Source organism: Clostridium sp. 10cd* (genome assembly GCF_044336395.1).
GTDB classification, from domain to species: Bacteria; Bacillota_I; Bacilli_A; order Erysipelotrichales; family Erysipelotrichaceae; genus Clostridium_AQ; species Clostridium_AQ innocuum.
Genome location: NZ_CP172347.1, coordinates 314711 through 327204, shown reverse-complemented (window position 1 = coordinate 327204; position 12494 = coordinate 314711). Strand labels below are relative to the sequence as shown.

11 protein-coding genes and 1 pseudogene are annotated in these 12494 nt (G+C 42.8%); 2 read left to right on the top strand and 10 right to left on the bottom strand.

The window, feature by feature from the left end; genetic code table 11:
• Nucleotides 1–210: 210 nt before the first annotated feature.
• The gene (locus ACG3M1_RS01660) at nt 211–1146 is read left to right on the top strand and encodes a PD-(D/E)XK nuclease family transposase (RefSeq protein WP_195301673.1); all 936 of its coding nucleotides are present in this window, start codon (nt 211–213) and stop codon (nt 1144–1146) included.
• 262 nt (nt 1147–1408) lie between these two features.
• Here the strand turns inward: ACG3M1_RS01660 and ACG3M1_RS01655 are convergent, their stop codons facing one another.
• The 10 genes and pseudogenes from ACG3M1_RS01655 to ACG3M1_RS01610 form a co-directional block, all read right to left on the bottom strand.
• On the bottom strand, nt 1409–2926 hold the full coding sequence (locus ACG3M1_RS01655; protein WP_395814715.1) for a hypothetical protein: 1518 nt from the start codon (nt 2924–2926) through the stop codon (nt 1409–1411).
• Nucleotides 2886–3779: an ABC transporter ATP-binding protein gene (locus ACG3M1_RS01650; RefSeq protein WP_008818273.1), complete on the bottom strand. Its 894-nt coding sequence runs from the start codon at nt 3777–3779 to the stop codon at nt 2886–2888. The genes ACG3M1_RS01655 and ACG3M1_RS01650 overlap by 41 nt, the downstream gene beginning before the upstream one ends.
• Complete coding sequence (locus ACG3M1_RS01645) at nt 3772–4146, bottom strand: GntR family transcriptional regulator (protein WP_002607015.1); 375 nt, start codon at nt 4144–4146, stop codon at nt 3772–3774. Before ACG3M1_RS01645 ends, ACG3M1_RS01650 begins: the two co-directional genes overlap by 8 nt.
• A gap of 257 nt (nt 4147–4403) precedes the next feature.
• Entirely contained in the window at nt 4404–5468 is a 1065-nt protein-coding gene (locus ACG3M1_RS01640; RefSeq protein ID WP_008818272.1) for an immunity protein Imm33 domain-containing protein, read from the bottom strand.
• Between the two features lie 199 nt (nt 5469–5667).
• Nucleotides 5668–6198, bottom strand: coding sequence for a MerR family transcriptional regulator (locus tag ACG3M1_RS01635; protein WP_008818271.1), 531 nt, complete (start codon nt 6196–6198; stop codon nt 5668–5670).
• Nucleotides 6198–6743, bottom strand: coding sequence for a MerR family transcriptional regulator (locus ACG3M1_RS01630; protein ID WP_008818270.1), 546 nt, complete (start codon nt 6741–6743; stop codon nt 6198–6200). Before ACG3M1_RS01630 ends, ACG3M1_RS01635 begins: the two co-directional genes overlap by 1 nt.
• A gap of 83 nt (nt 6744–6826) precedes the next feature.
• Nucleotides 6827–7603 (bottom strand): MurR/RpiR family transcriptional regulator, encoded by a 777-nt coding sequence (locus tag ACG3M1_RS01625; RefSeq protein ID WP_008818269.1) that lies wholly within the window; start codon nt 7601–7603, stop codon nt 6827–6829.
• Nucleotides 7604–7773: 170 nt separating this feature from the next.
• The gene (locus ACG3M1_RS01620) at nt 7774–9099 is read right to left on the bottom strand and encodes a 6-phospho-alpha-glucosidase (protein ID WP_002607010.1); all 1326 of its coding nucleotides are present in this window, start codon (nt 9097–9099) and stop codon (nt 7774–7776) included.
• Between the two features lie 56 nt (nt 9100–9155).
• Nucleotides 9156–10731, bottom strand: a pseudogene (locus ACG3M1_RS01615) (alpha-glucoside-specific PTS transporter subunit IIBC).
• Nucleotides 10732–11344: 613 nt separating this feature from the next.
• Nucleotides 11345–11659: a hypothetical protein gene (locus ACG3M1_RS01610; RefSeq protein WP_008818266.1), complete on the bottom strand. Its 315-nt coding sequence runs from the start codon at nt 11657–11659 to the stop codon at nt 11345–11347.
• 288 nt (nt 11660–11947) lie between these two features.
• Here ACG3M1_RS01610 and ACG3M1_RS01605 point away from each other — a divergent pair, with 288 nt between their 5' ends.
• Complete coding sequence (locus ACG3M1_RS01605; protein ID WP_002607006.1) at nt 11948–12484, top strand: flavodoxin family protein; 537 nt, start codon at nt 11948–11950, stop codon at nt 12482–12484.
• Nucleotides 12485–12494 lie beyond the last annotated feature (10 nt).

Sequence of the window (12494 nt, the reverse complement as noted above, 5' to 3'; positions counted from 1 at the left end):
ATCAGATGATTTTCATTTACTGTTTGAAAATAAAAAATCGTATTGCATATTGCTAAGGAAATCCTTTAAAAGCAATGCCAGTATAGTTAAATTCCTTTTAACGTGAAAAATAACAAATTTTATCAATTATTCGTGGATTCTTTAGGAATTTGACAGATTCCATACGTATAGAAGGGGGTAAGGAGCCCTTACAGAATGGAGGACATATAAATGTCAAATGCAAGGAATCAACTCAACTACAGTAACGATCTATTTTTTAAGTACGCCCTTTCCCGTGAGGATGAAGGCTCTGTGTACGCCCGCAACACCATCATTGAACGTGTTACCGGAATCAGGGTAAAGGAAAGCACCGTCCTCAATCCGAATCTGGACCCGGGCATCATCGGAAAGAAGCGCATCATTCTGGATGTCCACGTGAAGGATGAACAAAACCGTCATTTCAATATCGAGATGCAGACAACCTACAAAGGTTTAGCGGAAATGATGCGCTTTGAATTTTACGGTGCCAGAGCGTTGAACAATCAGCTGAAAAGCGGTGAGCTTTATGATCAATTAAAGCCGGTTTATCAAATTATCTTCATTGATGAGTATGCATGGAACAACAGAAATCTGATCAATCAGTATCAGATGCGCAATGAGCAGGGAGAGAATGAAAGCTACTACCCACTCATCCTTCGCACCTTTGTTCATATGCCGGCAATCAATGACATTGTAAAGGAGAAGGAAATGCAGAGACTGAATGACTTTGAACAGCTGGTATACCTGTTTGAAAATAATAAAAAAAATGATATACTGAAGTCGAAGGAAAGGCTGGTGAAGGTATTCATGGACAAGTACGAGGAAATGCAGAAGGATGATGAGCTATGGTCAACCGCAATGGCGATTCAAATGGGAGAAGCACGTTACCGCAACGGCTTGCGTGACAGCTTTGAAGAGGGAAAAGCTGCCGGAAAAATGGAAGGTAAGCTGGAAGGAGAGAGGCAGCTCTTACACAGACAGATGCAAATCAAGTTTCATGAGGATTGCGCAATGTGGCTGCAGGCATTAACTGAGGAACAAATGCATATAGTATCCACATTGGTTCTGGAATGTGATACCTTCGAGTCTGTAAAAAAACGAATAAGCAAGTCCGACACGACGATATAAGCTGTCATTTGTAAATACATACATTGTGTGTTACTGTTTTAGATGTACAACGCAAAAAGGCTCTCTGCACACATAAGTGCTGAGAGCCTTTTGCTTACTATAAGAGGTATCGCAATCCCCTTGCGAATTGTGTACTCTATTATGCAATAGAACCCCTTTCATTCAACAGCAAAGCCTTCCTTTTGTGGTAAAAGAATGACTTATTTTTCCTTCATGCTTTCTATGAACAGCAAGAAAGATTTTCTTACTTTCAGCTCATTTCTCAATGCTGCATAACAGAGAATTTTTCCGTATGCTTCAGCTCTTCCATCAGCTTTTGTAGATAGTCCTTATTCTTTTTATTCATTTTTAGTGTATAGTTTCGAGAAACCTGAAAGTTATCCTGCTTGATATAGGAAATGCTGATATAAAACGCATTATCATAAAAGTACTCCTTCACACTCCTAGTACTGACTTCCTTTTGCACATCCAGCATATCTTTCATGGATTCCTCATCCTGAACAGAAGTACCATACCCATCATAATATTCTTTATTCTTCGCATCATAGAACTGCATAGCGGAATCATTTTCAATAGAAGATGCATTCACATCAATATTTACACGCACCATGTCTGTCAGCGATGGAAATTCCTTTACCATCCCCAGCCCTTTTGTCTGCGTATACATATAGCTAAAGCCGAAGGTTCCGATATAAAGCAATGCAAATACGATTACGTGAAGCTTTTTTATCTGTATCTTTCGATTGGAGAAGAATATCATACAAAAATATGCAACCAGTATAATCAAGCTTGGAACAACGACACCGCCATTGATATTCATGACGAATAAAACCATACAGAAGGTGATAACCGTGATAATCACCGGGTATCCGAATAAGGTAACAGTTCGCTGCTCTGCATCCTCAGGCTTTCTATCCACAAAGGATTTCCAGCCAAACCAGAAGCACAGCACACCGATGACTCCCCAATATAGAAAGTACAGCCAGTTAAATGCGTTTATCAGAGTATCAATTCTATGCATTTCCGACGCCATGGAAGCTATCATATTAAATAGAAAGGCATATATTGTACTCGGCATGGAAAGCAGCATCTGGATCATTCCCATATTGATAAATTCACTTGGTGATGCGCCGATATCTCCAAGAATTGCCGTTATCTGATTACTAAAGAAAATCGTCGCGGAAAGCATGACGATAAACGGCATGACAACGTAAGCACCATTGACAAGAATACTGTCAATCAGATTGTTGCATTTCACGCTTAAAAAGGTGAAAATGGAATACTGAATCAAAAGCAGGATGGATAAACCGAGAAAGAAGAATAACGGTATCAGCATATAGAGCGGTCTCTCCCGATATCCGAGCCCCAGCATTATAAAGTAGCCTAGAAGATAGTTCATCAGCAACGGGACCAGTACGACAAGCAGCCCGCTGATATAGTTGTATAGAAACAGATGCTTTCTTTGTATCGGTAAAGAGAAGTACATCTCATGACTTCTTTTCTTATACAAATAGCGAAAATTATATATTGGTAACAAATATGACAGGATACAGCCTCCAGCACAGGTTGCCGCTCCCAGAGCAATGAAGCCCGTATAGAAGGTATCCAGTGAATACGGGCCGCGCGGCAGTCCCATATAATTAAAGGTGAAGAATGGCATTATCAGAAACAGAATGATAAAAACCAGTATCAACAGCCGTTTATTGCTGTTTACATAATAGCGCAGATAGGCCTTAAAATCATTCATCATAAACACCATACCCCTTCTTTTCCATTTCATAGATGAAGACCTCCTCCAGATTGACATTCAGCACTTCCATCATCAGAGGGTCCATCGTATTCAAATAATTTTTAATTTTTTCAATATCTCCCTTAACAACCAAATTCACTACACGCGACTGCACATGCATCGACAGCAAATCCAGTGCCTTAAAATCATCTTCACGTTTTTCTTCTTTAAACGCAAGCTGAATCTTGTGGATATTTTCCTTCGTTTCATCCACATAGCCGGCAGTTCGAATCGTATTATCCTCCAAGATACCGAATGTATCGCAAATATCCTCTAGCTCACGCAGATTATGACTGGATATGATTACGGTCATTTCCTTTTCCTCGATCATTTTACTGATTGCCCGTTTAAAGGTCAGCCGCATCACCGGATCCAGACCGTCAAATGCCTCGTCAAGAAACAGATATTTTGGTGAAATTGCAAGTGCCAGAACGATAAAGGACTGACGCTTCATACCCTTGGAGAAATTCTTCAGTGTCTTATTTTCATCCAGCTTAAAGATAGCACGATATTTCTCGTAGATTTCATCATTGAAATTTGGATACCATACACGGTAAAATTCCTTCATATCCTTTAACGTGGCATTAAAGAAATAAAACGGATCATCACTGATCAACAGAATATCACGTTTCACTTTGGGATTATCAAATACCCTTTCATCATCAATACAGATACATCCCAGATCCGGCTTCATAATACCGGCCATGATTTTCAGAAGTGTGGATTTACCTGAACCATTGGGACCGATCAGACCAAAAACACTGCCGCTGTGAATATCCAGGTTTACATCCATCAGCACGGTCTTTTCTTTAAATTTCTTTGTCAGTGACCTGATTTTAAGCATGATCCTTTCCCTCCTCATATACGGAATCCACCACTTTATAGAGCGCTTCCTTTTCGATATGATGCTGCTTCATATCAAGAACTGTTCCCTTAAAGTCCTTCAGCTTTTCTTCCTGTATCAGCTTATCGGATTCATTATCTGCCACAAAGCATCCCTTTCCTTTCTCCGAATAAATATATCCATGCTCCTCCAGCTCCTGATAGGCTTTGGCAACCGTGTTGGGGTTTACACCAATCTGTGAAGCCATGGCACGGACAGAGGGAAGTTTGTCGTTTGGTGACAGAATACCAATTGTGATAAACTCCAGTATTTGCTTTTTCAGCTGTTCAAATATCGGAAGTTTGCTTTGCGTGTCAATTACAAACATCAATTGCACCTCCAGTGTATTAGTGTACTAAATACAGTAATACACTATCATGGTATTCGTATTCTGTCAATAACAACTATGTCGAATATCTGTTTTCTTAAACTATTTATGACTATACCGGTTACCATAGGACCAAATGAATATGAAGAAAAAGGTCCGGACAATCTGAATTCAGATCATGTCCAAACCTTACGTTCGGTATAAGCTGTATAGCGGATATACAGTAAACAGAGTGTGTATTCCCATAAAAACAGCTGTTATTGATTCTGCTTTTCCTCTTTTTCAAGCTTTCCTTCCCGATTGCGCACAATCACCGTACCAATCGGCTCGTCAAGAAACGGGATGATTTCCGGATCATAATTGCATACGGTATTTAAAGCGAAAACCTGCGTATGTTCAATATCATCAATATACTCCTGTGTTTCATCTCCGGCGAAGATTCTCCAGCCGCTGTCCGGATTGTCTTTGGAGGGCTCCTCGCGTACCATATAACAGATGGCATCCTGATCTATGCTGACACGATCCGTCACAAAGCAGCCCAACGTGCTGTCAATCAGCTTTTTCCCTTCTTTCATGCCCGGGAAATACTTCTTTCCCTCCAGCCAGGAATAGCGGTTCCATACATTGGTACGATTTTCAAAAAACAGCTTTTCAATCGCCTGCAGCTCATTTTGAAACATCATACTTCCATAATCGTTGTTCATCCCGGAGCTGCGGAACATGAAATAACACCCTCCGCACAGATAACTGAGCGCATATTCCTCCCATCTGTCAAACTGCCGGAATGCACGGGTTCCGATATCCTGCAGCATCATGTCCGCCGTTTCCCGATCCAGAAGTTCCACTGCATAGCATTCCCGTATCATGCGGACACATTCTCCATAATCAAAGCCGGCAAAGCCCTGATCCTTCAGGAACGGGTAAAACTGCTTCGCAAAGGTTTTGCAGCCCTCAAAGAACAGCCTTGCTTTTTCATCCAGCTCTTCCAAATCGAACTGAGGCTCATCCCTCCAGAAGCCCAGAAACTGCTCGTACTGCCATTGCACATTATCATTCAAAAAGGCTTTGATTGCCCTGATTGCACTCTCTTTATCGGTGATTTCAAACTGTTCCTTCAGATGCTTTCGCAATGCCTCCCGGTTGATGTTTTCACCTACCTCAAGCGTTACCAGATCGTATCCGTTTAAAATTGAAGGTATTCCGGACAACAGAATTTCAAATTCTTCTCTTTGTATAGCGACCTTGCCCTCAAGGCGTTTGGTCTTCATCTTTTTTTCCAGCTGATGCAGCAGCTTGATATAGGTAATTTTTTTCTGTGACATATCCTTCGTCTCCTTGTATGATCAATATCACTATTATACAACAGTTTACCCGGTAGGGAAACGACGGATGTGTAAGATTATCTTCTTATTCAGCTTAGCCTCTGCATGAATACGAAATCGTTCCGAATTTGAATATGAATAAGCCCATTGCCGCTTTCCATATCTTTCTATCAAAGCATCTGAATTATGATTTATTGCCCTATGGGAATAGAAGGGTTGCACATTCTGCGATAAGTGCGGCAATACAGAGGGCATTCAATATGTAAAATATCAAAATGATCACCTTGAGCAGCGTCATATTACGCAGCAGTGCAACCAGATGTGTTGTCAGTGAATACGGATGATCCATAGTTTGCAGTGATAAAATTTCCATATAGTCGCCGGGATTCCACTCCTTAGACTGCCGGATATGAAACAATATGTCATCCACCTGCATCTGATTTTTTAGTAAAGCATCCTTGAACATCATAAGCTGTTCCTTTTTCTGTTCCAGCAGAATCAACAGCTGTTCCCGATCCATGACTCCCTGCTGAAGCTTTGTGATTTCCTCTAGACTTAGGCCCAGTACCTTCCATGCAAGGATGCATTTCAGTTTTTTCTTTGCTGCTTCATCATACAGACGAATGCGCCCCTGATAACCGCTGGGCTTCAAAAGATCAATCTGATCATAATACTGCAGTGTCCGTACACTGATATTGCAGGAATCCGCAAGCTCACGTATGGTAATCATTACAGAATTCCTCCCTTCTCCAGCCATGCAAACACCAGTACAATTACAAGAATCGCACAAAACAGCCGTGTGGAAATAACCGCATGCCGATAGGTCTTTCTGCTGCATCGATAGTTATAAATCTGATAGATGGAATTCCACTTCCAGATCAGCATCCCCTCCACACAATCATCGTCATGCTGTTCATCCGATACCGCTGCAGTGATATCAAATTCCTCATGCTGCCGGATCGCATGTATAACATTGTTTACAGCCCTCAGCTGTTCCTGCTTTTCCTCCAGCTTTTGATTCAGCTGCTTTTTATGTGTCATAAGCAGCTCCTTCAAACATTTTTCACTGCTGCCATGCAACAGCTGCTGAATCTGTTCCAGAGAAAACCCAAGTCCACGATAATAGCTGATACATTGCAGCCGCACTACATCTTCTTTATTATACATTCGATTTCCCTGTATCCTATCCGGATGCAGGAGTCCTTTTTCCTCATACAGACGAATCGCTTTTCTGCTTAAATGACAGCGTTCGCACACCTCATGAATCTGATACATATTCTTCACCTCTTCCCCTATTGTAGACTATTCCCCTGCGTCACCCGCAAGAGTTTTCAAAGAAAAAACCGCCATGTTTGCGGTTATCGTATTCCTATACCATCCTGCTTCTGTTTATATTGGGAATAGCGCAGAAACAGCAGCTCTGCCAATACAAAATACAGATTTGCCGCCTCATGCAGAATAAGATTGCCAATCATCACCTGTGAGGTTGTGATGTAGATGCTTTTCGTGCATTTATGAGCGAGCTCATTATTTTTCAGTCGCGTCATGGATATCGTTTTGATGCTTCTTAGACGAAGCTGAGAAGCAAACTCATTGATCAGCTCCCCTTCTCCGCGCAGGGAAATCAGAATCACAACATCATCACGGCTCAAGAAGGGCAGAACCATTTCCGTTTCCTTTTCGCCGGATAGAACATAGACAAATTCTCCGCAATATAAAAACATACGCTGCAGCTCCCTTGCCACAGAATCCTGCAAGGCTCCTGTTCCATATACGAATATGCGTCCAGAGTGATACAGCATTTCACAGATATCCGTGAAATCACGCTCCCGCAGCTCATCAATGGCGTATTTGCTTGTATCACATACATGCTCAATCAGATGCTCATCAATCACCATATCCCCGGATGGCCGGTTTTCCCAGCTCAGATATACCTTCAATTCACTGTATCCCTTCAGCGACAGCTTCTGGGCAAAGCGCAGGATCGTCGTTTTGGAAACATGGCAGCGCTGTGCAAGCTCAACGATAGACAGATTCTGACATTCCTTTCCATGCGCCTGTATATAGTCCCAAATGTACAGGTCATTGGAGGACAGCTCCTTATAATGCTGATTGACTAGCTCTGCAAGTTTCATGATCCTTCACCTCATTCTCTACGATTATATCATGAATTCCATCATAAACCAGCAATTCTGAAAAAGATCACAGCATTCCCACGCAGTTACAGCAAAAAAACACCCGTATGCATAAGCGTATGCAACCACGGGTGTTCTCTTCTATAATCTATAACATAAGTTTCAGATTCTTATTTTAATTCCGGCCAGTAATCCTTATTCGCCTCGATCAGATCATCCAGAATCGCTTTTGCGACGCTTGCACTTGGTACCATGCGACTCAGTGTCAGGGCCTGCCACAGCTTCTGATAGCTCTGTTCCGCCCATGCTTCCACAACCAGCTTTTCCACAGCGACCTGCTGCTCCATCAATCCCTTCTGGAACCGTGGAATATCCCCGATGCACAGCGCCTGCGGTCCATCGCTTCCCACCAGACAAGGCACCTCAACCATTGCAGTCGGGTCAAAGTTTTGTACAGCACCGTTGTTTTCCACAATCAGCAGCATTTTTTCCTTCGTATTGTATGCCAGTGCACATGCCAGATCGACAATATAGGATGCATGCTCATCAATATGCAGATCCGCTCCCTCACTGCTCTGTGCCTCTGCTATCTTGCGGCATTCTCCGAATACGAATTTTTCACGGCCATCCATAACCTGGTTGGCACGGGTATAGGCAGGATCGGTATGTTCCACTACATAATCCGGGTAGAAGTAATATTTCAGATAGGTGTTCGGCAGGGTATCCGGATCCAGTGCATAGACATCTCTTGCCTTGCGGAAGGTATCTGTCCAGCTGTCATCCGTGTGCTGATACATCTGTGCTTCCACACAGTATCCCTTTTCTTTGATATGTTCCTTTAATACAGGCATCAGATCATTTCCCGCATGATCCTTAATACTCGTCCACCATCCGAAATGGTTCAGTCCGTAATAGGAGATGTCCATATCCTTTCTGGAATCCAGATGCAGGATTTCCGCCATATGACGTTCAATGCCGATTGGCATATCACAGATATTGAGAATACGGGAATCCGGGCGCAGCTTTCTTGTCGCCTCCGCTACGATTGCGGCAGGATTGGAATAGTTCAGCATCCATGCCTGCGGTGAATATTTCTCCATGTAGTCAACCAGCTCCAGCATCGCACCGATGGAACGCATACCGTAAGCAATTCCTCCAGGTCCACAGGTTTCCTGTCCGACGACATTATATTTCATCGGTATTTTCTCATCCAGCTCACGCATTGCATATTTTCCCGCACGAATATGTGCCATGACGAAGTCTACATCCGTAAAGGCTGTTTCCGGATCGGTAGTTGCCAGAAAGCTGATCTCCGGATTCCGCTCACGAATCAGGACCTCGCATGCATCCGCAACAATTTTCTGACGCTCTGCATCATTGTCATAAAACTTGATAGAACGAAGCGGAAAGCGGTCCAGATGGCTCAGCAGCATCAAAACGATACCCGGTGTATAGGTGCTTCCTCCACCTGCAATCAGTATTGAAAATTTCTTCATATCAGTATCCTCCTTTATCAGCCTTTGTTAAGGGCTGTCGTAATAAACTATACTCGTTATTCTCTTCCAAGCAGAAGCTCTGCCTGTTCTCTTACCTTTGGTACATCCAGACCGATGATGACCTGAATGGAGGTGCCGTTTTTCACAAGGCCGATTGCCCCGTATTTCTTAAACTCTTCCAGGCTCTGTACCGCCTTTTCATCCTTAACAAGCAGACGCAGGCGTGTCGCACAGTTGCTGATTTCCAGAATGTTATCTCCACCGCCAAGGGCAGCTATAATGCCCTTCACATCAAAACGGTCACTTCCGGTGCTCTTTTTCTCATCCTTTAATGCCTTGTACTCATCCTTTGTCAGCAGCTTGGCATCCTCATCCACCGCTTCTCGTCCCGGCGTTGCATAATTGAATTTCAGAATCATGAATTTGAATACAAAGTAGTAAATCGCGGTAAAGGCAATACCGATGACAAGCATCCAGACATACATCATTTCATGATTTTTAAACAGTGGTATCAGATTCAGGAAGATGATGTTGGGAATACCCTGACCGAAGTTTCCAATAACACCGAACAGTAACATGACCACCGCAAGCAGTGCGGACAGTACTGAATAGACAACGTACAGCACAGGCGCCACAAACAGGAAGGTGAATTCCAGCGGCTCAGTAATCCCGGTCATCATCGCTGTCAGACAGGCAGGCACCATCAGTGCGACAACCATCTTCCGTTTTTCAGGACGTGCCGTTTTATAGAAGGCAAGGGCAACACCGATGACACCAAAGATTTTCGCAAGCTCTCCGTTGGAGAAGCCGCCAAGTGGATACAGTTCAATCAGCGGCTTGGAGGAGTTGACGAAATCCGGCAGATGCTGTGCCCAGTAGGATATCGTACCACCATCCACAATGACGTTATCAAACAGAACCGGTGCATAGATAAAGTGATGAACACCGAATGGCAGCAGCAGCTTCTGTAACAGATTATATGTGAACAGACCAACAGCGCCACTCGCCTTGAAGAAGCCCTGCAAACCCAATAGGGCGGATTGTACATGCGGCCATACAAGTGCAATGAGGATAGCGACAGGAATCATGACGAAGAAGCCGATCATGACAACAAAGGCAGATCCCTTGAAGACACCGAGATAATCCGGAAGCTCCTTGTCATAAAATTTATTGTGCAGATAAATGGCAATACCCGCAATCAGGATAGCTCCAATCATTCCGGTATCCAGCGTTTTGATACCGGCGATCATGGCAAGTCCACTGGTACCTCCCACCTCCGCGGCAAAAGTCAAAGCCCAGTGAAGAACCGAACTGGTTTAAAAATTCACTGACAAAGTAGTTGAACGTGATATAGATCACAAAGGTTTCCATGCACGCTCTGGCATTCTGCTTTTTCGCAAGCGCAATCGGCAGAGAAACTGCGAACAGGACTGGCAGCTGATTGAACACGGTATTCGCACCGGCACTGATCATTGCCCAGAATTTGTACCATATAGACTCCGGATTCGCCAGATCCCCCATGATCTGCGGATTCATACAGGTCGTCGCAAGACCGACCATGATTCCGGCAAAGGCAAACAGCAGCACCGGTGTAAACATGGCCCCTCCAAATTTTTGAGTCTTCTGTTTCATAACATCCTCCAATTCTCCCAATTACATGTAAAGGTTTTCATTAACACCGCTATTGTATCGTAAAAGGCTTACCATCCACAAGCAATCCGGTTCGTTTCGTTCCAAGGTGACAGAAGTAGGAATTTTTCCCTTTTTACAGGAAATTTCCCAGAGAATCGTTTATGGGTCAGACGGTTATGGAGTGGCACCGGCAGCTATTGATGTTTACAGCGATTTTCATATCACACAGATATATGAAAAACCGCAGATGATTTCTGCGGCTTTTCATAGATTCCCTATGTATTCGTATACTGATTATCTGCTTTTTGGAAATACGTGGCGCATCGCCTTGTATCCAACACCAACCAGAAAGGCAGTGGCAAGCAGAACGGACATCGTTTTTTGTGTCATGCATTCAGCCTCCTTTTGTTAATAACAGTATATCGTAGAAAGCTTATCCATACCATACGATTTCCTTACCCTTCCCTTACAGTTTTGTCATGCTTTTTCTTAACGTTTACGAAACATGTGGTTTCTTATGTCATTTCCCTTCGGATAAGATGAAGAAACTGTCTGCTTGCTATCCTCCTGCAAAATACCAATCTGTGAAAAATAAAATTTCAGAAACAAATAATCACTCCATCGTACCTACAATATCCGTATAGTATATAATTTCTTTTCCTAAAGCTCTTGCGAACTCAATTTCACCTTGTGTACTGCTTCCTATGTAATGATCAATATCCACAACAAGGATTGCATCGGAGATACGTATCCTTTCCTTATGCATGTTACCAAGCAGCTCCCTTTCTTCTCCTGTATACACAGCTATATCTGAATTCGTCGGATATACAATACTTAACATACAATTTCCCTGCAATGTCATTTCCTCTGTGATTTTCATAATCTCATCCCTGAATTTCAGACTCCCACATACCGTGATGATTTTCATTTTTTTCACCTCGTTTTCGTTTTCATAAACTCTGCATTAAATGCTTTGCATTCCATATTCTTATTTTGTTTTTTAACTCATCTTAACTGCAGAAATCTGTTTAATTACTGTTTTTATATTATATCGATATATCCATTATATAACAATATCTGTTGTTTCAATAATGGTTACATAGGATGATCAGATACAATCTTTTGATGAATATCCTATTTGGGTATTCTTTGACCGATTTACTTCCGGGACATGAAGTGGTATCATACATAATAAAGAGGAAAAGGAGCACAGATTATGAACATACTTGTTATCAACGGAAGTCCGCATGTGAAAGGCACTTCTGCACTACTGATGGAAGAGTTTATACGGGGAGCACAGGAAAAAGGACATGAAATCCATGTGTTTCATGCCGCCAGAGAGGATGTCCATCCATGCATTGCCTGTGATACATGCCGTAAGACCGGTAACGGATGCGTGTTTAAGGATGGAATGGAAAAGCTGAATCCAATGCTTGCGGATGCAGAGCTGGTTGTGTTTGTAACACCATTGTATTATTTCGGAATGAGTGCACAGATCAAAGCCGTATTCGACCGCTTCTATGCGAACAATACTGCATTACGGGAACAGCAGAAAAAAACCATTGTATTAGCTACCTGCGGCGATACGGAGGACTGGACATTTGATGCATTAAAGCACCACTTTGAAGATGCTTTCCGCTATATGCGGTGGACATGCATCGGCAGTGTGTATGCATTGGGAATGTATGTCAGAGAGGATATTGAGCAATCTGATTATCCGAGAGAGGCGTACGAGCTGGGACGCAGCTTATAAAGATTTAAAA